This window comes from Corynebacterium sp. MSK035, assembly GCF_030232615.1.
GTDB lineage: Bacteria > Actinomycetota > Actinomycetes > Mycobacteriales > Mycobacteriaceae > Corynebacterium > Corynebacterium jeikeium_D.
The window spans coordinates 237,922-261,882 of sequence record NZ_JASPJP010000001.1 but is presented as its reverse complement, the minus strand read 5'-3'; the positions used below and the strand labels follow the sequence as shown (position 1 = coordinate 261,882).

At 59.4% G+C, this 23,961-nt stretch carries 21 protein-coding genes; 13 read left to right on the top strand and 8 right to left on the bottom strand.

Translation table 11 applies throughout. The features are described from left to right. Window positions 1–11: 11 nt before the first annotated feature. Window positions 12–1,517 (bottom strand): N-acetylmuramoyl-L-alanine amidase, encoded by a 1,506-nt coding sequence (locus tag QP978_RS01120; RefSeq protein ID WP_070546511.1) that lies wholly within the window; start codon window positions 1,515–1,517, stop codon window positions 12–14. 329 nt (window positions 1,518–1,846) lie between these two features. Between QP978_RS01120 and glf the strand changes: the two genes are divergently transcribed. The 11 genes from glf to QP978_RS01065 all read left to right on the top strand — a co-directional run bounded on the left by glf (window position 1,847) and on the right by QP978_RS01065 (window position 15,474). Further along, the gene (gene glf / locus QP978_RS01115; protein ID WP_042388989.1) at window positions 1,847–3,043 is read left to right on the top strand and encodes a UDP-galactopyranose mutase; all 1,197 of its coding nucleotides are present in this window, start codon (window positions 1,847–1,849) and stop codon (window positions 3,041–3,043) included. A 36-nt stretch (window positions 3,044–3,079) separates the two neighbouring features. After that, window positions 3,080–4,000: an EamA family transporter gene (locus QP978_RS01110; RefSeq protein WP_284856747.1), complete on the top strand. Its 921-nt coding sequence runs from the start codon at window positions 3,080–3,082 to the stop codon at window positions 3,998–4,000. 182 nt (window positions 4,001–4,182) lie between these two features. Beyond that, a complete protein-coding gene (locus QP978_RS01105; protein ID WP_016421648.1) occupies window positions 4,183–5,196 on the top strand; it encodes an alpha/beta hydrolase in 1,014 nt (337 codons plus the stop codon). A 199-nt stretch (window positions 5,197–5,395) separates the two neighbouring features. Beyond that, window positions 5,396–7,456 carry a glycosyltransferase gene (locus tag QP978_RS01100; RefSeq protein ID WP_284856746.1) on the top strand — a complete coding sequence of 687 codons (2,061 nt, stop codon included), beginning with the start codon at window positions 5,396–5,398 and terminating at the stop codon, window positions 7,454–7,456. Then, a complete protein-coding gene (locus QP978_RS01095; protein WP_049190962.1) occupies window positions 7,440–8,030 on the top strand; it encodes a phosphatase PAP2 family protein in 591 nt (196 codons plus the stop codon). The genes QP978_RS01100 and QP978_RS01095 overlap by 17 nt, the downstream gene beginning before the upstream one ends. Before the next feature lie 29 nt (window positions 8,031–8,059). Then, the gene (locus QP978_RS01090; protein ID WP_049193199.1) at window positions 8,060–9,079 is read left to right on the top strand and encodes a decaprenyl-phosphate phosphoribosyltransferase; all 1,020 of its coding nucleotides are present in this window, start codon (window positions 8,060–8,062) and stop codon (window positions 9,077–9,079) included. Window positions 9,080–9,538: 459 nt separating this feature from the next. Then, window positions 9,539–10,582, top strand: coding sequence for an alpha/beta hydrolase (locus tag QP978_RS01085; RefSeq protein WP_284856745.1), 1,044 nt, complete (start codon window positions 9,539–9,541; stop codon window positions 10,580–10,582). A 549-nt stretch (window positions 10,583–11,131) separates the two neighbouring features. Continuing rightward, entirely contained in the window at window positions 11,132–13,243 is a 2,112-nt protein-coding gene (locus QP978_RS01080; protein WP_070429909.1) for an alpha/beta hydrolase-fold protein, read from the top strand. A gap of 37 nt (window positions 13,244–13,280) precedes the next feature. Next, window positions 13,281–13,772 carry a DUF732 domain-containing protein gene (locus tag QP978_RS01075; RefSeq protein WP_070566670.1) on the top strand — a complete coding sequence of 164 codons (492 nt, stop codon included), beginning with the start codon at window positions 13,281–13,283 and terminating at the stop codon, window positions 13,770–13,772. A 5-nt stretch (window positions 13,773–13,777) separates the two neighbouring features. Then, window positions 13,778–14,701, top strand: coding sequence for a cutinase family protein (locus tag QP978_RS01070; protein WP_284856744.1), 924 nt, complete (start codon window positions 13,778–13,780; stop codon window positions 14,699–14,701). Window positions 14,702–14,916: 215 nt separating this feature from the next. Further along, window positions 14,917–15,474, top strand: coding sequence for a TM2 domain-containing protein (locus QP978_RS01065; RefSeq protein WP_070602329.1), 558 nt, complete (start codon window positions 14,917–14,919; stop codon window positions 15,472–15,474). 18 nt (window positions 15,475–15,492) lie between these two features. Here the strand turns inward: QP978_RS01065 and QP978_RS01060 are convergent, their stop codons facing one another. The 7 genes from QP978_RS01060 to trmB all read right to left on the bottom strand — a co-directional run bounded on the left by QP978_RS01060 (window position 15,493) and on the right by trmB (window position 22,081). After that, window positions 15,493–16,857 carry a PFL family protein gene (locus tag QP978_RS01060; protein WP_069359737.1) on the bottom strand — a complete coding sequence of 455 codons (1,365 nt, stop codon included), beginning with the start codon at window positions 16,855–16,857 and terminating at the stop codon, window positions 15,493–15,495. Window positions 16,858–16,871: 14 nt separating this feature from the next. Then, the gene (locus QP978_RS01055) at window positions 16,872–17,141 is read right to left on the bottom strand and encodes an ACT domain-containing protein (RefSeq protein WP_016421638.1); all 270 of its coding nucleotides are present in this window, start codon (window positions 17,139–17,141) and stop codon (window positions 16,872–16,874) included. 252 nt (window positions 17,142–17,393) lie between these two features. Then, a complete protein-coding gene (locus tag QP978_RS01050; RefSeq protein ID WP_070549948.1) occupies window positions 17,394–18,920 on the bottom strand; it encodes a peptide MFS transporter in 1,527 nt (508 codons plus the stop codon). 87 nt (window positions 18,921–19,007) lie between these two features. Continuing rightward, window positions 19,008–19,379 (bottom strand): DUF3054 domain-containing protein, encoded by a 372-nt coding sequence (locus QP978_RS01045; RefSeq protein ID WP_016421636.1) that lies wholly within the window; start codon window positions 19,377–19,379, stop codon window positions 19,008–19,010. 62 nt (window positions 19,380–19,441) lie between these two features. Beyond that, window positions 19,442–20,422, bottom strand: coding sequence for a lysylphosphatidylglycerol synthase transmembrane domain-containing protein (locus tag QP978_RS01040; RefSeq protein ID WP_242458653.1), 981 nt, complete (start codon window positions 20,420–20,422; stop codon window positions 19,442–19,444). Between the two features lie 122 nt (window positions 20,423–20,544). Beyond that, a complete protein-coding gene (locus tag QP978_RS01035) occupies window positions 20,545–21,228 on the bottom strand; it encodes an NYN domain-containing protein (protein WP_070566676.1) in 684 nt (227 codons plus the stop codon). A gap of 4 nt (window positions 21,229–21,232) precedes the next feature. Further along, entirely contained in the window at window positions 21,233–22,081 is an 849-nt protein-coding gene (gene trmB / locus QP978_RS01030; protein ID WP_224784017.1) for a tRNA (guanosine(46)-N7)-methyltransferase TrmB, read from the bottom strand. Window positions 22,082–22,406: 325 nt separating this feature from the next. Between trmB and QP978_RS01025 the strand changes: the two genes are divergently transcribed. Continuing rightward, window positions 22,407–22,949 carry a hypothetical protein gene (locus QP978_RS01025; protein ID WP_284856743.1) on the top strand — a complete coding sequence of 181 codons (543 nt, stop codon included), beginning with the start codon at window positions 22,407–22,409 and terminating at the stop codon, window positions 22,947–22,949. Then, a complete protein-coding gene (locus QP978_RS01020) occupies window positions 22,931–23,959 on the top strand; it encodes a hypothetical protein (RefSeq protein ID WP_284856742.1) in 1,029 nt (342 codons plus the stop codon). Before QP978_RS01025 ends, QP978_RS01020 begins: the two co-directional genes overlap by 19 nt. Window positions 23,960–23,961: the final 2 nt, after the last annotated feature.

Sequence of the window (23,961 nt, the reverse complement as noted above, 5' to 3'; positions counted from 1 at the left end):
CGGGGGGGGGCTTAGTTCTGAGGTGCGAACCAGGCCTGCGTAGCTTCGGCAGGGTTGGTTGGCAGGGATTCAGTTAGAAACTCACCAACAACCTCGCCTGGCGTGGGCGTTTCCACGTTTCCGAGGGAACCGCCATTGTCGCTCGACTCACCGGTGCCCGGAATCGGCGGAATGCCGGCGGCCTCTCCGTCCTGGTTGTTCGGATCCGTCGAGCGGCCGGCAATATCCGCTCCACCGGCACCATCAAACTTGGCTTTGGCTGCAGCGCGGATGGCATCCATCTGCTGGTAGCCGAAGGTGCCTGGGCAGGAGGTGTAGCCGGTGTCGCGGTGACCGAAGATGGCCGGGAGGTTCACGGTCTGGCCGGAGCTGTAGCGTGCCTTCGAGTAGCCGGCGCTGGTCAGTGCGGCGGTGGACATCGGATCGACGCCGCCGACCTTCATGCGCCAGCCGACCATCTCGCCGAGTGCAGTGACGGCCGCATCCGGAATCTCCAGCTGGTCGTGATTGCCCATCACCGAGATACCGAAGGTGCCGTTGTTGAAGCCACCTGCGTGTGCGCCCTCGATGTTCTTGTCCAGGCCGCCGTAGCGGCCCTCGTAGATGTTGCCGTACTTATCGACCAGCGCGTTGTAGCCAATATCGCCCCAGCCCAGCGTATTTGCGTGGTAGGCATAAATGCCACGGACAATGGCTGGTCCCTGGGACTCTGAGTAGTTATTGGAACCCGCGGTGTGGTGGATGCACGCGCCCTTGAAAGTGCTGTAGGAGCTCGAACCGCTGCGGATGGACTCATCTGCGCCCCACGCTGCACGGCTGATTACATTTGGCGCGCCGGCAATCGACGACTCGTACGCAACTGGCTGAATAACCTCGCCGACCTGCTCTACGCCGTCGATGAAAACTGCCTGGACAGCGTTGAGGGACAATGCGGCCGTAGCGCTGACGAGGTCCTGCAGGGAATCGCCGATAGTGGCGGGGTCAAGGTTGTCGATACCAATGATGTTGCGGGGATCCAGGCCTTCGAGGAGGTTCAGGCCGACAGTCGACACCTGCACGCGACGGGTGGGCTCAACGAACAGCAGCTCGGTGCCCGACTGCCCGGAGTTATTCATCGGACCGTGCGAATCAGCGTGGAACCACGGGCCAAAGCTGCCGTCTTCGCGCTCGGCGCGAACGTACAGCTGCAGATTGTCATCGCCCGGCCAGGTGAGTGCGAACTGGGAGAACGGTTCGTCGCGGGTGATGTCCTTTACGAATCCGCGAAGCGGGTGCAGGGCATCGGTAATGGCATGCGTGCCGACGGCTGCGTCGTCAATCATCATCGTGACAGCGTCAACCAGCGGTGATGTCGAGATCTTGGCTGCGATGGGGCCTACGCCTGGGCTTTCAACCAGGGTAGGGGCCTGGCGAATACCCCATGTTGCTAGCGGAGCTGCGGCAGTAGTAGCTGCCAGTCCATAGAGGAAGGTTCGACGGCCCATCGACGGGGCATTGATGCGACGGCGAGTTGGCACGGTAAAAGCTCCAAAAAAATGGGGTACAGGGTTATCGACCCGAGGTCTACCCGGGGTCGAAGGGAAGGAAAGTTGCAAAGCAACAGAAAATTCTGAGGAGGATGTTACCAGTGTGACTAAAAAAATCTAGTGAGACATCTGTGTTTCCTCGTTAATTTTGGGAAAATTATCAAATAATGTGACCAAGCGAACGTTGGGCTGGGCTCACGTGGACGTCGTAAAGCCCGCGTGTACACCCGCAAACCGGATGGAAATGCAATAGGTTTTAAGGCGTGAGTAGCGAAAAGAACACCACTGCCAATGAATTTGCTCCGAAGTCCCTACAGGACATCAAGGACAACACCTACGACCTCATCGTGGTCGGTTCGGGTTTCTTCGGTTTGACCGTTGCTGAGCGGACCGCCACTGAGCTGGGTAAGCGCGTGCTCGTTGTCGAACGCCGCAACCACATCGGCGGCAACGCCTACTCGGAGGCAGAGCCGGAGACTGGCATCGAGGTGCACAAGTACGGTGCGCACCTGTTCCATACCTCTAATAAGAGGGTGTGGGACTACGTCAACCAGTTCACGGACTTCACCGACTACCAGCACCGCGTGTTCGCTATGTACAAGGGCACCGCGTACCAGTTCCCGATGGGGCTGGGGCTGATCAACCAGTTCTTCGGCAAGTACTACAGCCCGGACGAGGCTCGCCAGCTGATTAAGGATCAGACTGACGGTCTGGATCCGCGTGACGCGAAGAATCTTGAGGAAAAGGCCATCTCCCTGATTGGCCGCCCGCTGTACGAGGCCTTTGTCAAGCACTACACTGCCAAACAGTGGCAGACGGATCCGAAGAACCTGCCGGCCGGAAACATCACCCGCCTGCCCGTTCGCTACACCTTTAATAACCGCTACTTCAACGACACCTACGAAGGTCTGCCTGTCGACGGCTACACCGCCTGGCTGGAAAACATGGTGACCTCCGACAAGATTGACGTCGTTGTCGATGCCGACTGGTTCGAGGTGCGCGACGAGCTGCGCGCTGTCTCCCCGGATGCTCCGGTCGTCTACACCGGCCCGCTGGACCGCTACTTCGATTACGCAGAGGGCAAGCTGGGTTGGCGCACCCTGGACTTTGAGATGGAGGTTGTCAACACCGGCGACTTCCAGGGCACCCCAGTGATGAACTACAACGACGCAGATGTGCCGTACACCCGTATCCACGAGTTCCGCCACTTCCACCCGGAGCGCGATTACGTCAAGGACAAGACGGTAATTGTTAAGGAATACTCCCGCTTCGCCGATGATGGCGACGAGGTCTACTACCCGATCAACACCCCGGAAGATCGCGAGATGCTGGAGGCTTACCGCAAGCTCGCCGCAGCAGAAGCGCAGGAGAACAAGGTCCTCTTCGGTGGTCGCCTGGGTACCTACCAGTACCTGGACATGCACATGGCAATCGGTTCCGCACTGTCGATGTTCGACAACAAGATTGCGCCGTTCTTCAACGACGGCGAAGCAATCGAGCAGGAGCGCGGGCACTAGTTTGCCGCTTGCGGCTCCCGCGCTAGTATTGCGCGAGTGTCGCGCGAAGAAAACCAAACCGAAGTTCCCCAGCAGGGGCCATTGCTACAGCGTGTGAACAAGTTTCTCACCCTGCCAGTGGCTCCCGTAATTCTGGTTCTCATCGGTTCTCTCGGCACCCAGGCCGCGGCCGTGCTGGTCACTGGCATGCTTTCCACGGTCGGCGCGCCGGGCATATCGGGCTTGCGCATGACTGCCGCCGCCATCATCATGGTGGTCCAGTTCCGGCCAAAGCTGTCCGGGATGACCCGCGCTCGCGCCATCAACATCGTGGTCTACGGCATCGCTATGGGCATGATGAGCATGATGATTTACGCCGCCATCGCCCGCCTCCCGCAGGGCGTTGCCGTCACCATCGACTTCCTCGGCCCCTGCGTCGTGTCCTTCCTGGGACTGAAAATGTGGCGATCCCGCCTGTGGGCCATCGTCGCTTTCATCGGCGTTGCCCTAATCGCCCAGCCCTCCAATGACCTGGACCTTATCGGCATTGGTTACGCCGCGATCGGCGCGATTTTCTTCGGCGCCTACACACTCTTCTCCGCCCGAATGGGCAGTTCCGAGGGCGGCGGCATGCCGGATCTGGCGCTGTCAGTGGTCGTCGCAGCAATCGTGCTCGCGCCGTTTTCCGTTTCCGCCGCACCGCTTGTCGACGGTTCGATGTGGGCCACCATCGTTATTTCTGGGTTCATTGGTGCTGTTATTCCCTACGTGATGGACACCATCGCTGCGGGAATTGTCTCAGCGGCGGTCGTTGGCACGCTCTTTGCACTGGATCCGGTTATCGGTGCAATCCTGGGCTGGGCGTTTTCCGGTGACCGAGTGACTTGGTCCATGGCGCTGGGCATTGTGCTGATCGCGGTAGCCGGCGCGATTATTACCTGGCGTGGGGCGCGGGAGTCGCGCGAGCTTGCGCAGTAGAAACGCGAATACCGGAACCCGCCGAAAGGTGGGGTTTCGACGTGTTCTGCTGGAAAACAACAGTGAATGCGGGTAAGTTTGTCGAAGATTTATTGTTTCTTAAGGTAATTCCCTGAAGAGGAAACACGCCTGATAGCTCCCACCGGTCGTGGGGAGTCGCACATTGTGAGGAGAATGCACACGTGAAAATCACCTCTACTTTCCGTGGTTGGCGCCGAAAGGTTGCAGCCGTTGCGTCCGCAGCAGCTGTGGCTGCGTCTGCATTGACCATGGCGCCGGCCGCGAGCGCGGCGGGCGACCGAGGTTCGCTGCGCCCGGGTTGTGAATGGGATTCGTACCAGTACTTCACCCAGAAGTGCCAGGTTTATTCGCCGGCCATGGATCGTGATATTCCGGTCCAGATTGTGGCCTCTGCCAATGGTGGTAACAAGGCTCTCTACCTGCTAGATGGCCTGCGTAGCCCGGCTGATGCCTCAGACTGGGTGGAGCACGGTAACGCTCCACGTACTTTTGAGGGGTCCAACGTCAACCTGGTTATTCCAGGTGGTGGCGGCGGTAGCTTCTACACCGACTGGAAGCGTCCGTCGGTTAGTGTGCACGGTCCGTTTGTAAACATGTGGGAGACTTTCCTGACTCAGGAACTGCCGGTTTACCTTGAGCGTGAGTTCGGCATTTCTCGCACTGGTAACTCCATTGCAGGTCTGTCCATGGGCGCATCTGCTGCACTGTCGCTGGCATACAACCACCGAGACCAGTTCGGTCAGGCTCTTGCCTTCTCCGGTTACCTGCACACCACTGCGCCGGGTATGACCACTGCAATTGAGGCTGCTCAGCTGTCGGCTGGCTACAGCTCCTTCGACATGTGGGGTGCGCCTATGTCAGCGGAGCGTGTCCGCAATGATCCGTACCTGAACGTTGAGAAGATGAAGGGGCTGGATCTGGTTATTACCTCGGCAAATGGTGTTCCGGATGAGGTTCGCGATCCGAAGAACCTCTACCGTGTCGTCCCGAAGGCCGGTGGCGTTGCGCTGGAGTCGCTGTCCCGCTTGTCCACCCGCGAGTTTGAGTTGCGTGCTCGTACCTCCGGTCTGGATGCCACGTTTGAATACGAGCAGACCGGTATCCACGATTGGCCGACCTGGGATCGTAACCTCCAGAACTCCAAGGCCCGCATCGAAGGTTTCCTCGGAGCTTAAAACTAGAACCTGAACGAAAAGCCCCTATGCGCAGCAGATAGTCCGCAGCGCTTAGGGGCTTTCACATTCTGGGCTGTCGTTAGCGTGGCAACAAGAGGCAATCCGCCACGGGCACTAGGATGCTATGAGATAGAAACGTCGGTAACTTATCGGCGGCAACATCCCCGGTAGACCTTTCGGAAAGTGGTTGATACGTCTCATGGCATCACAGCCTGAACAAAAGCGGACACATACCCCGACAACGTCGTCAAGCCTTGCCGTTGAACGCCTGCAGCGGATTTTGCTGCCAAAGTTGGGTGAGCCCCGTGATGTCCGCTCGCTCTACTTGGTTGAGCCGGAGACGAATGCCGGTCGCGTGCAAGCGCATTCGCGCACGTCAGCCACCATTCCGGCGGGTGATGAAGTTAGTTTTGAAACCTACTTCAATGCGTTTCCGGCCAGCTACTGGCGCCGGTGGACGAATCTGGACAATGTTGTCCTGCGCCTAGAGCTGTCTGGTACTGCGCGTGTGGACATTTACCGTTCGAAGATTGACGGTGCACGCATCGCCGTGACCGGCGAAGTTGTCGGTGATCTGGGTGCGGCGGCCGAAGGTGCAGAAGCCAAGGTGGACGGCAAGGATGTGCACGTCTGCGAAATTCCAGTACCGCTGACGCAATTTGAAGACGGCGGCTGGATTTGGTTCGACCTCACCTGTGAGACGGACGTGGTAATCCACTCCGCAGGTTGGTACTCCGATATCGAGGCGCCGAGCCAGACGTACCCGGACGGCACAGAGCATCCGGCGCCGGAGGGGCGCGTCACTATCGGTATCCCGACGTTCAATCGCCCGACCGACGCAGTTGCTGCTCTTGAGGCGCTGTCCTCGGATCCTGAGGTCGATGCCATCATCGATGCTGTTTTGATGCCTGATCAGGGCACTAAGCACCCGGCAGATGAGCCGGGCTTCGATGCTGTCGCCGAGCACTTTGGTGACCGCCTGCGTATCTTCCCGCAGGGAAATCTCGGTGGTTCTGGCGGCTACTCCCGCATTATGTACGAGGCCCTGGGTGGACCGGATTCGGATTCGAAGCGTGCGACCGATAGCCCGTTCATTCTCTACATGGATGACGACATCGCCATCGAACCGGATTCCATTCTGCGTGCGGTCGCTGTTGGCCGGTTCGCGAAGTCCCCGATGCTGGTCGGCGGTCAGATGCTGAACCTTCAGGAGCGCAGCCACTTGCACTCGATGGGTGAAGTCATCGGTCGCCATGACTTCATGTGGACTTCCGCTCCGCACGTCCACTATGACCACGACTTTTATGCGCACCCGCTGCGCGATCGCGGGGAGCATGGCACCAACGCAACCGGTGAGGTTGTTGATTCGAAGGACCTTCACCGCCGCATCGACGTTGAGTTCAACGGCTGGTGGATGTGCTTGATTCCGCGCGTCGCTGCTGAGGCAATCGGTCAGCCGCTGCCACTGTTTATTAAGTGGGACGATGCCGAATACGGTTTGCGCGCAGGCAAGGCAGGCTTTCCGACGGCCACGTGGCCGGGCATCGCAATTTGGCATATGGCCTGGTCGGACAAGGACGATGCGATTGATTGGCAGGCGTACTTCCACCTGCGCAACCGCTTGATTGTCGCGGCCCTTCAGCACGAGGGCGATGCTGCCGGTATCGTGCGTTCCATGCGCAAGGCCACGTTCAAGCACCTCCTGTGCCTGGAGTACTCCACTGTTGCCATCCAGAACGAAGCCATGAAGGACTTCCTGGCAGGTCCCGAGCGTTTATTCGACATTCTCGAGTCCTCGCTGCCGCGCATCAATGCCCTGCGCAAGAGCTTCCCCGACGCGGTTGTGCTGCCGAGTGCAGGCGATCTGCCAAAGCCCTCCGGTATTCCGGGGATTCCGACAAAGGATGTCGGTGGTCGTCTGGGCAAGCTGAAGAAGGTCGGTTGGCTGGCCAAGGGTCTGCTGCACAGCGTGCGCCCGGAAAACTCCGAGCACCATGCGGTGCCGCAGGCAAACCTGGCGCCGCTGGAGGCTCGTTGGTTCTCCCTGTCGCGTCTGGATGGCGCAACGGTCACCACCGCTGATGGCCGTGGCGTGGTGTATCGCCAGCGTGACCGCGACAAGGCCAAGGCTCTGCTGGAAGAATCCTGGGAGCTGCAAAAGCAGGTTGAGGAGCGGTTCGAGCAAATGCAGGCACGCTACCGCGCAGCCTATGACGATCTGACCAGTAGGAAGGCCTGGGCGAATGTCTTCGAAAATTAAAGGCGATCCGTTCGGCGAGTCCGACGTTCTCGTTAATATTCAGCACACGCTTAACGACGTCCCGGGTGTGCTGCCCACCGCGCGTGCCATGAGCTATTTCGGTGAGCACGCCCTTGGGTGGATGGGGCTCGCTGCCCTCGGGGCGGCGGTGGATAAGGAGCGACGCATTAGCTGGGCAAAGGTCGGTGTGGCCGCCTTTACCTCGCATGCGGCATCGGTGGTGCTTAAGCGCATTGTCCGTCGCCCGCGTCCCCATGACCGTCGTATAGCAATCGGCGTTGGTACGCCAAGCAAGCTGAGTTTCCCGTCCTCGCACGCGACGTCGACGACGGCGGCGCTGGTGGGGATTGCAAAGTTGGGTTACCCGGCAGCACCGGCCGTGGGCGTGCCGGCGATTATGCTCTCCCGCCTGGTGCTGGGAGTTCATTACCCAACCGATGTCGCTCTCGGAGCAGCGCTGGGTACAGCCACTGCTCTTGCGGTGGACAAGATAGGTGATAAGGTCATCGAGCCGAAAAAGGCGCAGCATAACCAGGGTGGACAGCCCTCCATTGCGGAAAGGAATGCACAGTGACACAGGCGGAGAACGACAACTTGGCCAATGTGTCGGCCAACCAGCGGCAAGCTTCTCAATCAAGGATTGGGTCCGAGCCGCACACTTCCGGTATCGATGAGCCTGCGCACCCGCAGGGGCATCCGCCGAAGAATCTGTTGGACGGCATGATCAAGGCGCTTCGCCCGAAGCAGTGGGTGAAGAATGTCCTGGTCATTGCGGCTCCACTGGCAGCCGGCAACGAGATCATGGACTCGGGACGTTCGATCGGTACGCTGACCGTCGACATCCTGGTGGCGTTTGTGGCCTTCTGTTTGGCCGCATCGTCGATTTACCTGATTAATGATGCCCGCGATGTTGAAGCTGACCGGGCGCACCCAACCAAGCGCTTCCGCCCAATTGCCGCTGGCGTACTGCCGGTGAGCATGGCGTACATTATGGCGGTCGCACTGATTATTGGTTCGATTGCGGTGTCCTGGTTTGCCTCTGAGGGGCCGGGGCTAGCAATTGTTGTGGCTGTATACATTGCACTGCAGCTCGGTTACTGCTTTGGCCTGAAGCACCAGCCGGTGATTGATATTGCGCTGGTGTCCTCGGGTTTCATGCTGCGTGCAATGGCCGGCGGTGTTGCTGCCAACATCAACCTGTCCCAGTGGTTCTTGCTGGTTGCCGCCTTTGGTTCGCTGTTCATGGCAGCCGGTAAGCGTTACGCTGAGCTGCTGTTGGCAGAGCGCACGGGTAAGAAGATTCGAAAGTCGTTGCAGGGTTACACCGCGACTTACCTGCGCTTTGTGTGGACCCTCGCTGCGACCGCCGTGGTGCTGAGCTACGCGCTGTGGGGCTTTGAGATGGGCCGCGCGCCGGGCACTTCATCGACTTCGGCTATTTGGTACGAGATCTCGATGGTTCCATTCACTGTGGCCATCCTGCGCTTCGCCGCCGACGTTGACCGTGGTGATGCGGGAAGCCCGGATGAGATTGCGCTCAAGGACCGACCGCTGCAGGCACTGGCCGTCCTGTGGCTGCTGTCCATTGCCATCGCTGTCTACGCTGTCCCGACTCTGGGGTAGTTCCCAGTTCTTATCCCTTTAAGCGAACTGCGATTTCCGTCGGGTTCTAGTCGGGTTCGGTTGGTAGCTGAAAGCCCATGCACCGAGGGGTGCATGGGCTTTTTTGTGCCTAGCTAATACTTACGTTGTGTTTGGGGTTCTTGTAGGCGTGTTTTAGGTTTCTCAGTCAGTCCTACGGATTAGTCGGGGCGGAATTACAATTTTGTAATTCCATGCTGGTAAACATTGTTTCTCCTTGTGGTGGATAGTTTTGAGGGGAAATGTGAGAAATATTACGGAATGATTACGATTTAAACTTGGATGTAGGGAAACGATTGAGTATCGTTACATACTCGAGATTCTTTTGTGGGGTCTCCAGTTGTCGCGTCACAACTGGAAGCAGAAAAGCGAAAGCTCGCGTAAGCGACTGCCTCCGAAAAGTCTGGCGCGGAGGTAAGTCCGAAAGTAAAGAGGAGAACGATGAGCTTTACTGCAGTGAGTCGTAACTTCACGGTGAAGGTCGTAGCTGCCCTTGTGGCTGTTGCAATGGTGTTTGGTGGCATCATGCTCGCATCCGCGAAGGATGCGAGTGCTGATCCAAACCGTGATCGACTGCGTCCAGGCTGTGAGTGGGATCCATACAACTGGTGGGTTCAGTACTGCCAGGTCTTCTCGCCGGCTATGAACCGCAATATTCCGGTTCAGATTAAGGCAGCTACTGGTGGCGGCGATGCGTCCCTGTACATGCTCGACGGTCTGTGGGGCTTTAATAAGGGCGCGTCCGGTTGGATTTGGTCGGGTCACATTGCTCAGACCTTCGCCAATGACAACATCACTCTGGTTGCGCCGGCTGCTGGCGATGGCTCCTTCTACACCGACTGGAATACCCCGGCTGTGACTGCTGAGGGTCCGAAGATCCAGAAGTGGGAGACCTTCCTGACTCAGGAGCTGCCGGTCTATCTGCAGCGTGAGTTTGGTGTCAACCCGAACCGCAACGCAATCGCTGGTTTGTCCATGGGTGCGGCTGCGGCGGTTTCTTTGGCAGCCCGCCACCGTGACCAGTTCAAGCATGTTACTTCGCTGTCCGGTTACTACCAGATGTCCAACCCAGTTGTTGCGACCGGCGCTACTGCAATGGTGGCTAGCACTGGTGTAGTGAATCCGACTGGCATGTGGGGTCTTCCGGTTCCGGCTTCGGCGGAACGCCAGGCCCATGACCCTTCGATGCTGCTCGACCAGCTCAAGGGGCTGCCGATGTATGTTTCCTCCGCCCAGGGTGTTCAGAGCCTGTGGAGTGATCCGGAGGTTTTGAACCGTCCGGTGCCGCAGCTCCCTGACACCGTCTGGCGTGCCGTGATGGAGTCCGTATCCCGCGCTTCGACGCAGCGCTTTGAGCAGGATGCTCGCGCTGCCGGCCTCAATGCGCAGTTTGTCTACAGCCCGAACGGTATCCACTCGTGGGAGCTGTGGGGCCGTGATGCCGCGCTTGCTCGCCCGCACATTCTTCGGGCGCTGGGCCTTTAGGTCGATAGTTATTTCAGGGCGCTCTGGCGCGCTGACCTAGCGCTGGTGCTGGATGACTTCTTAAAGGGGCTAGCTTCTTAAGAAGTCTCAATTTTGAAGAAAGACCAATCCTTTTGTTGGGATTGGTCTTTTTTCTGTGTCGAGTCCGGGTTTGGATGCTGAGCGGAAGGTGTGGGTAACGGCCTACAGAGGGGCGCAAAGAGTTGCGCTGTCAAAGCTTGAATTCAGTTCCTTTTGCGTGTGTCTCCACGGTTTTTACCCGTAAGAGGGTAAACATGAGAGTCGAACCTTAAAGTAAAGGGTGAAGCTATTCAGGTAGCTATACCGTTTGTTTCGCAGAACGTGTGTGAGATTCTTCGTGCAGCGGCACGCCGGAGGAGGGGAACCTTCGGATACGTTGCTGGTCACCACGTAATTCTGCGAAGCCGAACGGTAAACGCATAGCTCTAGCGCCGCGTGATGCTATCTGCAGGTGCCTAACCGGCGCCGGTGCAACACTCAACGTCTCAAATAATTTCAACCAGCGACTTTGTAAAGGGAAGCCCTCTTATGCGCGTAACCGCTAGATTCCTCCGTGGTGGCCTCGGCAACAGCCGGAAGTCATCGCGGGCGTTGACCGCACTTTTGGCACTACCGTTGACTCTCGCTCTCGGTGCCCCTGCTGCAGTGGCGGCTCCCGAGCCAGCTCAGCCAGGTCTGCCTAGCTACGAGGAACTTCAGGCCGTTCAGGGGCAGTTGGCGCAATCTGGAGACCTGGGAGACCTTGCTAAGGCCGCTGAAGCAGCGCAAGCTGCTGGTGCGCAGCTACCTGGCCTGGGTATGCCGAAGCCGATGCCAGGGCCGGAGCGTACGCCATTTAAAGTCGATACTCCCGCAGTGGCGAACCTCCCCAGCGGAGTCAGCGTAGACAAGGTCGAGTGGTACACAGATCACCACGTCATTGCGCACATTCGCTCGGCTGCCATGCCGGAGAAGCCAATCCAGGTTGAGATTTTGCTGCCGCGCGATTGGTACCGCGACAAGGAGCGCACATTCCCGAGCGTCTACCACCTTGACGGTATGGCATCGTTTGATGACTACTCCGGTTGGATTCGCGCTACTAATATCGAACGCTTCTACGAGGACAAGAATGTCCTGGTGGTTATGCCTGCCGGCGGTACATCGTCCTTCTACTCTGACTGGGATCAGCCGGATAACGGTCAGAACTACAAGTGGGAGAGCTTCATCACTAAGGAGCTCGTGCCGGTTATCACCAACGGCTTCCGCGGCAACGATGAACGCGGCATCATCGGTATCTCCATGGGAGCCACCGGTGCTTACAACGTCGCAGCGCACTCGCCGGAGCTGTGGAAGTTTGCCGGTAGCCTCTCTGGTTACCTGGACATGACTTCGCCGGGCATGCCGCAGGCAATCTCTCTGGCGATGAAGAACACCGGTGGCTATGACGCGACGAAGATGTGGGGCCCGCTCGGTTCGCAGCGTTGGAAGGACAATGATCCGAAGCTGAACATCGACAAGCTCAAGGGCATGTCGCTGTACATCTCGGCGGGTAACGGCAACACCGGTGAGTGGGACGTGCCGTCGCAGATCGATCCGACGAAGCCGGACAATCCGACCGGTTACGCATTGGAAGTGCTTTCCCGCATGACCAGTGAGACCTTCATCCGAAATGCTCGCGAAAAGGGCGTCGAGCCGGTTGTGAACTTCCGGAGCTCGGGTACTCACACCTGGCCGTACTGGCAATTCGAGGTCAGTCAGGCCTGGCCAACGCTGGCCGATGCACTGCAGTTGCCGGAGTCCGATCGTGGCGCTGTCTGCCGCGTAGGTGGCGAGATTGAAAAGGCCGTCGCATCGCTGCCGGGAATCGGCACCTGCCTGTCGGATGAGTATGGCGTCGCCAAGAATGGCGTGGCTCAGGACTTTACCGGCGGTACCGCCTACTGGCACCCGGATTCCGGGGCACATGTGGTCTGGGGACGCATCGGTTCGCGTTACAACGAGCTCGGTGGTCCGTCCTCGCCGCTCGGCTACCCAGTGACCAACGAACTGGCTACGCCGGATGGCTCGGGACGATTCGTCCACTTCGAAAAGGGCTCGATTTACTGGACTCCGGAAGGCGGAGCCCACGAAGTCACCGGCGACATTATGAACGTCTGGGGCAAGGCCGGCTTCGAGACCGGTCCGCTGGGCTACCCAGTCGCCAACCACCGCGATATTCCGGGCGGTGTCGCCCAGGACTTCCAGGGTGGCACCATCGTCAAGATCGGCGGCGAAGAACCTCGCATCGTGCGTGGTGAAATCGGCCGTGTCTACAAGGAGCTCGGTGGCGCTGAGTCCGATCTGGGTCTGCCTGTCGACGGCGACGAGGTCAAGCTCGCCCGCGGCGCTTTCCAGCGCTTCGAACACGGTGCCATTTACTGGACTCCGGAAACTGGTGCACAGCCGGTGCGCTCCAACGACATCACTGACCACTGGGGCAGCACTGGCTACGAGAATGGCCCGTTCGGCTACCCGGTCGGCCCACTGCAGCCAGTCAAGGCCGGCGGTCTTGAGCAGCAGTTCGAGGGTGGCTGGATCCGTCAGCTCAACGGCAAGATTGTCGAAGAGCGCAATAAGCCAGATGCACCGGCCCCAGCCGCCGACAACGCTGATGACAAGTAAGCCAACCAAAGCAGGGCACTGAGTAGGGGATAGACAAATGTCCATGAACAAGTCCTTCCGGACACTGGCTACAACCACAGCTGTTGCGCTGCTGACCTTCGGAGTGGTCGCCTGTGGCAGTTCCACAGTGGAGTCCTCGGAGGTCACCTCGTCGACGACGACGAACAAGACCTCCACGACGTCGTCAAGCACGAAGACTTCTGCGCCGAAGTCGAGCGAAAAGTCTGCGCCGGAGATCACAGATCCCCAAGCTAAGCGCGTGGACGAAGCGCCCGATGGGCAGATGAAGCTCAGCGAGGCGGACGATTCATACCTCGGAGCGCTGGAAAAAGCGGGAATCGATGTTGATGGGGTGGAGGATCAGCTCATCGGCACTGGCCGCGCGGCATGCGCGGACGCACCGGAGGAGGAGCGTGAAGTCATCGCGCTGGCGATTGCCGGGCAGCTGGTCGCCCAGGGGCGCTCACAGGAAAGCGCCGAGGAAGTGGCGAAGACTATTGCAAGCTCCGCTAAAAAGGCGTATTGCTAACACTCATGCGTAAAGTGCTGACAATTCTGGCGGTCATTGTGCTGGTGGCCGCTATTGGCTTCGGCGTAGTGCAATGGCTTAACGACGACCAAGGCGGTCAAACCCCACCGACCCCCGGTGACGATGGCGGGGTTCTGGCCGAACAACCCGAGTGGTGCCCGGCGGTAGGAGTTATCGCGGTGCCCGGAACTGCGGAATCGCGTGCTGACGATGATCCGATGGCCCCGACCGCGAACCCGCATTCGCTGCTGCTTGGCCTGACGAACTCGATCTCAGGGTCCTACTCGGAGGGCGATGTCAAGGTCTGGACTACGCCGTACCCGGCACAGATCAAGACGCATCAGCTGCCCGACCAACTCACCTACGATGATTCGCAGGCAGTCGGGCGCGATGTCACCGCTAAGGAAATGGCTGACTTGCACGGGCAGTGTCCACTGACGGACTTCGTCCTGATGGGCTTCTCCCAGGGGGCAGCTATCGCAGGTGATTTGGCCTCTGACATCGGCAATGGCCGCGGTGTAGTTCCGGCCGAGCGCATCGCGGGCGTGGCTCTGTTGGGCGACCCGCGGCGTGACCCCAATCAGGGCGTGAACCAGGGCGTTCCGCTGGCTGGTGTGGGCGTCGAGCTGTCATTGCAGCCCCTCGGCGGCATTGTGCAGGCTGTGGTTCCGGGCGCAACGATGCGCGGTCCACGAGACGGCTTTGGGCCTCTTAATGACAAGGTCCAGAATGTCTGCGTGCCATCGGACTCCTTCTGTGATGTGCCTCCGGGAGTGGCCGATGCGATTGCACGAGCGCAGGAGATGATTACCGGCGCGGGTGCGCACGCGACCTACGCCACGAATGATGCGGCAATTCCGGGGACGACTCCGCTGGCCTGGACTGAGGGCTGGACTCGCGAACTGATTGAACAATCGCTGGCGCGGTAGTCGAGGCAGCTCACAATGTGCGAGACGCCCCCGACGGGGACTTGCTGTTAGAATCTTGCTCAAGAACTGGTGTTTAATATTCCAAAACAACAGTTTCACTAAAATTTCGAAAGAAATTGACAAAGTTGCAGGAAGCAGTCTGACGGAACCGGTTATTATCGCCCAAGGAACTGCTGTTCATGACCGGGGAAATCTAGGCGAAAAGGTAGGGTGCAATGACGAATCCGACAAACCCATATGGAGATTTCGACGAAGACGGTATGCCGAGGTCCAAGGGGAAGTTCGCTAACAGCTCAGGTGCTTACAGCTCCGGTATGCCGTACTCGGATCCATACCCACCGCAGCAGCCGAACGTGGGGCAGGGCTATCAGGACCCGAGCCAGCACAATTTCCACAACGGGTACTCGAACCCGTATCAGAGTGGTTACCCAAACCAGCAGGTGCCGGCGTATTCCGCTGGCTTCAGCGGCCCGAACCCGCACCAGGGCTACGGGGTCGCAGGTTCCCCTGTCTCGGATAAGTCCAAGATTGCAGCGGCTCTGCTTGCCTTCTTCCTGGGCACCCTCGGTGTTCACAATTTCTACCTGGGGCACAACTCGCGTGGTGCTATTCAGCTAGCACTGACGGTATTCGGCTGGATTACCGCCATTTTCCTGGTTGGCTTCTTCCTCATTATCGGCGTCAGCATTTGGGCATTTATCGAGTTCATTTTGATTCTCGTCGGTAGTGGCTCCTACGCCTATGACGCTAATGGGCGCCGCCTGCAATCGTAGGAGCCTCGTCCGAAGCCGCTAGTTCCTGAACCCGTGCACCGGGGCGGGGATGTAGCCGCCACGGGCAATGAACTCGGCATTGCCCTTGGCATTGACATCAATGACCGGCGCATATCCGAGCAGACCACCGAAGTTCACCTCATCGCCCGGCTTGGTACCCGGCACCGGAATGAGGCGGGCGGCGGTGGTTTTGTGGTTCATCACACCGATGGCGGCCTCGTCGGCAATCATGCCGGAAATCGTGGTCGCAGGCGTGTCACCAGGAATCGCAATCATGTCGAAGCCCACCGAACAAATAGAGGTCATCGCCTCCAGCTTGTCCATGCTGATCGACCCCGCACGGACAGCATCAATCATGCCCTTGTCCTCAGAGACCGGGATGAACGACCCGGACAGTCCACCGACGCGTGAACAAGCCATCAGGCCGCCTTTCTTCACGGCGTCGTTAAGCAGCGCGAGCGCGGCAGTGGTGCCGTGCGTGCCGACCTGCTCCAATCCCATGTGTTCGAGGATGTGAGCGACGGAGTCACCCATCTCAGCGGTCGGCGCGAGCGAGAGATCCACGATGCCAAAAGGCACGCCCAGGCGCTCCGACGCCATCGTGCCGACCAGCTGACCCGTACGTGTGATCTTGAACGCCGCCTTCTTGATCTCCTCGGCGACTTCGTTGAAGCTGGCGCCCTGCAGATCGCCGAGCGCGCGATCGACCACCCCCGGACCCGAAACGCCGACGGATACGACACAATCGGGCTCCCCGACGCCGTGGAACGCGCCGGCCATGAACGGATTGTCGCCCACCGCATTGGCGAAAACCACCAGCTTGGCGCAGGCAATCGAGCTGCGGTCAGCGGTTTGCGCCGCGGCTTCCTTCACCACCTCGCCCATGCGACGCACTGCATCCATGTTGATGCCCGCGCGTGACGACGCTACGTTGACCGAGCTGCACACCAATTCGGTCTCGCTCAGAGCGTGGGGAATGGAGTCGATGAGCCGCTTCTCGCTGGTCGTCGCACCCTTTTCGACGAGCGCCGAGTAGCCGCCGAGGAAGTTCACGCCAGAATCGCGGGCGGCGCGGTCGAGGGCCTTGGCCACCACGGTGGGATCGCCTTCGCAACCGGCCGTGATGAGGGAAACCGGTGTGACGGAGATGCGCTTATTGACAATCGGAATGCCCAGCTCCGCCTCGATACCCTCACAGACCTCCACGAGGCGAGCGGCCTGCCTGGTCACGCGGTCATACACCGCCTGTGCGGTGGCTTCCATTTCAGAGCGAGAGCACTCGAGCAGGGAAATTCCCATAGTGACCGTCCGGATATCCAGACGGTACTTCTCGATCATGTCAATGGTGTCGAGGAACTTAGATTGCGCGAAGTTGAAATCCATCCTGGTCGCGCCCTTTAAATCTCGTTGACGGCGTTGAACAGCGCCTCAGACTGGATTCGAATGACAAGCCCCTCCCGCTTGCCGACGGAATCCATGTAACCCTGCAGCGTGCTGATAGGGGTGGCCTTCTCGTTGAACTCCACCCGCAGGATCATGGTGAACCATTTATCCATGAGGGTCTGGGAAACATCGACGATGTTGACGTCCTGCTCCGCCAGAGCAGTGGTGACGGCGGCGATGATGCCGGTGTGATCCTCGCCGGTGACGGTAATGATGGCAAACATGGCCTCAATTTTAGCCGGTGGGGAGGCGGGGAAAACTTGTGGATGGCGGTTGTGCTGGTGGCAGGTTTGTAGCGAAGCATGTTCAGAGCCACCCAAAAAACACTTCACGACACCTATGTCACCTCGTGCCATCTGTGGAGGCGGCATGAGGTGACATAGGTGTCGTGAAGTGGGGAGGAGGGGGAGGGGCGTGGGCGTGGGCGTGGGCTGTGCCAGAGCGGGGGCCAGCCTTACGGATCCGGCCCTACGGCCCTATCGGACGTCGACGAACTCCTTGACAATCCACTTGCGCAGGGCGAGCAGAATCAAGCCCAGGACAACCGAGGCGATACCCAGGGTGATGAAGAAGGTGTTCTCAGCAGCGGCATCCTCATAGTTGTAGAAGCCGGCCAGGGTGCCTGCCAGTGAAGTACCCATAGCGACTGCCATCAGCCAGACGGCCATCATGCGCGACGGGAATGCTGCCGGAGCGACCTTGGTAGCAAGGGCGTTGCCGACTGGGCTCAGCATGAGCTCACCCATGGTGAACAGGAAGAGAATCCAGATAATCGCATACAGCGGAGTGGAGTTCTCACCGCCACCGGAGAATGGGATGAAGAAGAACAGCGAGATACCGATGATGATGTTGGCGACACCGAACTTCACTGGGGTGGACCACTGGCGGTCACCAAGCTTGGACCAGGCGGCTGCAAAGACCATCGAGAAGGCGATGATGAAGATCGGGTTGATCGAGTTAATCCAGGCCGGGGACATTTCCCAACCGAAGATCTCGCGGTCGAGGCGGATGTCCGAGTAGATGGCCAGCACCGTGAACTGCTGCTGGAAGATACCGAAGAACAGCACGCCTGAGACGAACATCGGGATGAAACCGACCAGGCGAGTCTTCTCCGATTTCGTCGTAAGTGGCGAGGAGTACATCTGCCACCACAGCACCACAGCGGCGATCAGTGCAATCACTGTGACCACAGTGGAAAGAGTCGTGACCGGAACAATTCCGGTGGAAACCAGCGTAACCGAGACAACAGTGATGACCACTGCAATGCCAATCCATACCGGGTACTGCTTCTTCGGCAGTGGGTTCGGAATCTCATGGCCGGCCTCGGCGATGGTGGACTTGCGCATCAGGATGTACTGAATCAGACCGGCAGCCATACCGATAGCGGCCAGGCCGAAGCCCCAGTGGAAGCCCTTCATTCCCCAGATCCAGCCGGTGAGCAGTGGGCCGAACAGGGCACCGATATTGACGCCCATGTAGAAGATGGAGAAGCCGGCGTCACGACGCGGGTCGTCCTTGGCGTAGAGCTGACCCAGCACGACCTGTGCGTTGGTCTTCACGCCGCCGGAGCCGATTGCGATGGAGACAAGGCCAATAGCCAGGCCAATCACGCCGGGGATGAATGCCAAGGAGATGTGGCCAAACATGACCAGGATGGCGGAGTAGAACAGTGTCCGCTCCGAGCCAAGGATACGGTCGGCAACCAGAGAGGCAACGAGTGCGGCCATGTAGACAAGACCGCCGTAAGCACCGACGATGGAGGTAGCAGCACCCTTGTCCAGGCCGAGACCGCCCTGAGTGGTCTCGTAGTACATGTAGAAAGCCAGGATGGCCTGCATGCCGTAGAAGCTGAAGCGCTCCCACATTTCGATGCCGAAGAGGTTGGCGAGACCCCACGGTTGGCCCATGAACGTGCGTTCTTCGCTGGACCCTGCGGGGTTGTGAGTTCGTTGGGTCTCAGCAGTTGGTTGATTGCCGAGAGCCTCGTCTGAAGATTTGTCCATTCTTCAATTATCGAGGCGGAGTGCAAAAATTAAAAACCAGATTTAGTCAGTGAACTAAACCGAAGGGTTAGGGACGGGTCCGAAGGCTTAGTCCAGAGACTTACGAGCAACCGCATTCGACGCTGCTCGCCAACCCAGCAGCAGCAAGGCGCTCATGACTGAGGCAACCAGAATGAAGGACCAGTGCGGGACTGCCGAATTGCGGGTGGCCCACACAGCTAGGCCGACGACGACAGTGCCGAGCCACACAATTGCGCCTGAACTCACTGCACGCGGGTTCGGCTCGTTCTTAATCAGCGCGGTGCCCAGGAGGACACCGAATGCGAACGGCCACCAGGTATCGAGGATATTGATGAAGGTAAAAGGATCCTCGGGAGTGTTGTGAGCCAGACGTGCCAACACGGCGAAAATAAAGATGGCGAGGATGTCAATCAAGAACGTCGATACGCGTGTGTTCATGCTTCTTAGTCTAGCGACCCCTCAGATTGGTGGGTGACCAGCGACCAGCGGCGAGGAAGCCATTAGCGGTCAGCGACTGGCTGATGCTCGGGCTGATCCTTGTGGTCGAAGCCGAGGGCGTAGATAATCCAGCCCACAATTGCCACCAGGACGAAGGAAACGATGCGGTAGACCAGCACCGCTGCAAAGGCCTCGGCGCCGGTGGTGCCGCCTGCGATGAGAGCCGCGGTCAAAGCGGCCTCGACAGTGCCGATGCCGCCCGGTGTGGCCTGGATGAAACCTGCGAGCTTGCCGGTTACGAAAGCCAGCAGCACCTTCGTAGCGGAGATGTCATCGACACCAACGGCACGGATGGCGGCGTAGAGACAGACAATTTCCGCGACCCAGTTGATAAAGGACCAGGTGAAGGAAAGAGCCAAAGTTTGCACGGGCAACTTCACGCTGGTCAGCTGTTTGACGGACTCTTCAAGTCGGTCGACATCGGTGTCCGCGGGCTTCTTTCGAATCTTGTTAAAGACACGCAGACACCACGCGCCTGTCTTGTTGAGAAAAGCCGGGTTCTGCGAAATCCGCCACAGCAAAATGGTGGCTAGTAAAACCGCAATTGCCATAGCGATGAGCACTGCGGTCGTGCCACCCTGTCCGACGAAGAAGAGGCTGCCAAGCCCCAGAAATGCCAGACCTAAAAACGACAACGCGCCCGAAAAAAGCACGAACCAGCTGACAAGGACCGCGGATGCGCCCCACTGCATCATGCGCTTAATCTGCAGCGCCGTGGAGAATGCGGCACCACCGGGAACGGTGACCGCCCACGCGTTGGATGCGAGGGTTAGCGCATTGGTGCTACGGCGAGTGGCTGCTTTTACGCCTCCAGCTCGCAACAGCAGACGCATCACTTCCGCCATCGCGTAGAGCGAAAAAGCCACGGAAAAAATGGCGATGAACAGCCACTTAGCATCGACATCCGCAAGGATTTGGAGCCCCTGGACGACGCTGTCCCAGTTTCTTACCGTCAGGACGATACCGGCAATCACGAGGGCCACGAGGATTATCGATCGTAGCCAGCTCGAATTGCCGGTTTTGAGGACTTTTTTAAGTCGTGACATAAATAAGAAGCCTGTTCGTCTTCCTGTTCGTCTCCCTAGACGTCGCCGCGGTGGTCTCCCTAGTCGTCGTTCTTACCGTCGCGCTCCTTGAGCAACGACGTGAGCGGACGGAACGGCTGCAGCCACGCACCGCCATCTGGCAGGCGGTCGAGGTCGATACGCGGTAGCGGCTCGCGGAAGACGCCCTTGATTTCCTCCAGGTCAACGAAGCGAATCGCATCGGAGGTCAGCGCCCAGGAAGCATGCTCGTGAAAACCGATGACGGTTACCGGAATCCCTTCGGAGGCGAGCTTTTCCAGCAGCTCCTGGAAGTTCTGGCCATCGGCGGACGCAACGACGACGCTGCGCAACACGCCCTCGTCGTAACGCCGTTGGATGTGCGCAATCATGTCGGGGTCAACGTCGGTGTCCTCTTCGATCTTCGGCTTTGCGAAGACCGCGAAACCGACATTGCGCAGGGCCTCGACCCAGGGGCGGACAATCTCCGCAGAGCCCGGGTTGACGTTGGTGAAGACCGTGGCTTCGGGGAGGACATCGGAGCCGATTTTCTTGGATACGCGCTCGGCTTCGTCGATAAGCCATTTACCCACGGCGTCGAAGCGCGGGCGGTGCGCGGCGGTCGGGCGGGAGCCAAGGATAGCGCCGAGCCCCATGTCCAAGTTCGGGGCGTCCCATACGAGCAGTGCGGTGGGGTGCGTCTCGGTGGTGTTGTAGCTGGCAGAGGTGTTCTGGGTAGTGCTCATGTTCCTATGCCTCTTTCTTGCGCCAGATGAACTCGTGGATGTCGTGGTCGAGGTTCAGGCCGCGGGCTTCGAACTTGGTCGTCGGTCGGTCGAGAAGCATGGGGGATTCCGGCCACGGCCAGGCGATGGGCTCGAGCGTCGGCTCGACCTCGCGGAGTTCCTCAATCCATTCCGCGTAGTCCGCGTGGTCGGTGGCGGCGTGGAAAATGCCGCCGGGCTTCAGACGCGAAGAGATCAGGCGCAACGTGCCGGACTGCACAATGCGGCGCTTGTGGTGGCGTGCCTTCGGCCACGGGTCCGGGAAGAACAGGCGCACGCCGGCCAGCGACTCCGGCTCGATCATGCGCTGCAAAACCTCGACGCCGTCGCCGCGGACCATGCGGATGTTCGACACCTCATTGCGCACGGTGGCAGAGAGCAGTTTCGCGAGGCCAGGGCGGTAAAGCTCAACTGCGATGATGTTGTGGTCCGGTTCTTGCGGAGCCATAGCCACGGTGGACGTGCCGGTGCCGCAGCCAATCTCGACGATGGTCGGGCCCTTGCGGCCAAACCATTCCTCCACGTCAATGACTTCGTCGGAGAGGACCTTGCCGTAAGTGTCCCAGTTGTCTTCCCAGATTTTTTCCTGGTTGGGGGTCAAAGTGCCGCGGCGGAAGGACAGATTGCCGATGCGCGGGTAGTCAAGACCGTCGTCGAATTGGGTCTTTTCCGGACGACCTGCAGGCAATTCGCCCTTCTTCGGCTGGCGCTCATGCGGCTGTTCCGCCTGCTCGTCTCCGCGAGTTGGCAATGGTTCAGATTCCTGCGAAACCGCAGGCTGTTCGATATTTTCAGAAAAATCAGAAGTAGTCACGTTCCCTATTGTCCACGACATCGGCCAACTATCCAATCATTGCCCCTAGGATTTTTGTTGTTGTCCTGGCGGTTTCACTTCGGTTGACGATGCCGCGTCGTCCCGAACTGGCGGCATGGCGGGACAAGTTGTTTTGTCGACTTGCCGAATCCGCGGTCCGCTGTAGGCTGAACGCGAAGCCGCGCTTATTCGTTGGTTGAAGCGGTGCTTGGGGTCTGCCTAGTGCAGTGTTTCAGGGCGCGGATTCTGGCCCACGGGCCGTATGGGGGTTACGCAGGTTTTTAACTAAACCACGCAGGGGATTTATGGGAGGGGACTAGGCCGAATGGACCTTATTTCCGCAAGTGACGTCACGGAAACAACACAGCCGTCAACAGGATCTACATCGTCGTCGTTGCGCGCCGCTGTGGTGGACTGGCTGTCAGCACGGCAGGTCGCGCACTCGGACACCACACACACGAGCGGTGCGGAGGTGTGCGTCGCCAAGGCGCTTGAGCGTGAGAAACGGCCATCGATAATCTGCGCGCGATTGCGCAGGGGCGTGCGCGAAATCGCTGTGCGCGAGGCGTTTTCGCAATGTCACGCGGAGCTGACCGACAAGCTGTCCGTCTCTGTCGCGCTGGTCATCGAGCAACAACCGATTCGCCATTCGCTTGCCGACGAGTATTGCGACATCACCACAAACGAGACAGCTGAACACACCTTTTTGTTCAGCTCCGCGTTGCGGAAGATTGCTGAACGCCACGGTGCGAAAGGCGGATCACGCAATGATGACGGGCTACTCGCAGTGCAGTTGACTGAGATTGCGGCGGCCTTTCCCGCGGCTAGAGACAGCCTGGAGGAGCTGTTATGGCAGCACCGGACGTAGTTGAGCCACGCCCGGTCTCGGCCGAGGCTCCGGAGCAGCCACCGCTTCTTGTCACCAAAGCCGGGGACGCAGCGGACCGCGCGGACTTCTCGCAGATTGTCGATACTGCGACTCCGCCACGTCGCCTGGAGTTCGTGGATAAACGCAGCGCCGTCGTGCTCTATGTTGCAGACAGCGAGGTGCAGCCCACGCGGGAGTGCGTCAGCACGGTTGCAGCAATTAGCCAAGCCACCGGCCGTGTTGCAGTTGGCCTGATTGGCAATGGTGAGTATGCCGAGGCCTGGCGTCAGGAAATCGACAGCACAATCCCGATGGGAGCACTGGACGAGAGGATGGCCAGAACCCTGGTTCTGCTGGCAGAAGGTCCGCCCAGAAACCCGGGGGAAACACTGAGTGAGCGCCGGGCTCGAAATGTGCGAGCTCAGCTGGCACAGGAGCGATCGCGCGGAGCCGGGGCGGCGGCGCGAATGCAGCGGAAGATGCAGTTGGCAGCTGAGAGTGCAGTGCGGGATGCACTCCAGGAAGTGGCTGACGGCCCCGCAGGTGATCAGGCGGAACTTCAGGGTCGTGCCGAGGTCGCAGCGACGCGGCTGCAACAGCGGTGTGGCGACGAATTGGGCCTTCGTGTGGAAGTCTCAGTGCCCGCTCCAGCAAGCCCGGCTCGCCCCAGTTATGCCATGGACGCTCTGGTGGCGGTGGCATCGCTTGGCGTGGCGGTCGGTGCAGTGCGGATCGTCCACGGATTGCTGATGTGGATTGGGGTGCCGACGCCTGCGGCGCAGCTGGTCGCACTTGCAATAGGCCTCGGTGTTGCGGTGGTGGCGGTGGGCGCAACTATTCGTCGTAACGCACGCCAACGCACCGCGCAGTGGCGGGCAAATTATCTTGCCCATCTGCGGCGAAAATGGACACAGTCCGTGGAGATGACGGTGCGCGAAGCCATTGGTGCGCGGGGTCCGGGATGGCGAATAGAGCAGCTGGCGGAGTACACCGGAACGCCTGCACGATAGCT

Bases quoted from the DNA above. Each gene is read 5' to 3' on its own strand.
- QP978_RS01100 (WP_284856746.1), top strand. From the start codon at position 5,396: ATGGCATCACAGCCTGAACAAAAGCGGACACATACCCCGACAACGTCG.
- QP978_RS01095 (WP_049190962.1), top strand. From the start codon at position 7,440: ATGTCTTCGAAAATTAAAGGCGATCCGTTCGGCGAGTCCGACGTTCTC.
- QP978_RS01085 (WP_284856745.1), top strand. From the start codon at position 9,539: ATGAGCTTTACTGCAGTGAGTCGTAACTTCACGGTGAAGGTCGTAGCT.
- QP978_RS01080 (WP_070429909.1), top strand. From the start codon at position 11,132: ATGCGCGTAACCGCTAGATTCCTCCGTGGTGGCCTCGGCAACAGCCGG.
- QP978_RS01075 (WP_070566670.1), top strand. From the start codon at position 13,281: ATGTCCATGAACAAGTCCTTCCGGACACTGGCTACAACCACAGCTGTT.
- QP978_RS01070 (WP_284856744.1), top strand. From the start codon at position 13,778: ATGCGTAAAGTGCTGACAATTCTGGCGGTCATTGTGCTGGTGGCCGCT.
- QP978_RS01065 (WP_070602329.1), top strand. From the start codon at position 14,917: ATGACGAATCCGACAAACCCATATGGAGATTTCGACGAAGACGGTATG.
- QP978_RS01060 (WP_069359737.1), bottom strand. From the start codon at position 16,857: ATGGATTTCAACTTCGCGCAATCTAAGTTCCTCGACACCATTGACATG.
- QP978_RS01055 (WP_016421638.1), bottom strand. From the start codon at position 17,141: ATGTTTGCCATCATTACCGTCACCGGCGAGGATCACACCGGCATCATC.
- QP978_RS01050 (WP_070549948.1), bottom strand. From the start codon at position 18,920: ATGGACAAATCTTCAGACGAGGCTCTCGGCAATCAACCAACTGCTGAG.
- QP978_RS01045 (WP_016421636.1), bottom strand. From the start codon at position 19,379: ATGAACACACGCGTATCGACGTTCTTGATTGACATCCTCGCCATCTTT.
- QP978_RS01035 (WP_070566676.1), bottom strand. From the start codon at position 21,228: ATGAGCACTACCCAGAACACCTCTGCCAGCTACAACACCACCGAGACG.
- QP978_RS01025 (WP_284856743.1), top strand. From the start codon at position 22,407: ATGGACCTTATTTCCGCAAGTGACGTCACGGAAACAACACAGCCGTCA.
- QP978_RS01020 (WP_284856742.1), top strand. From the start codon at position 22,931: ATGGCAGCACCGGACGTAGTTGAGCCACGCCCGGTCTCGGCCGAGGCT.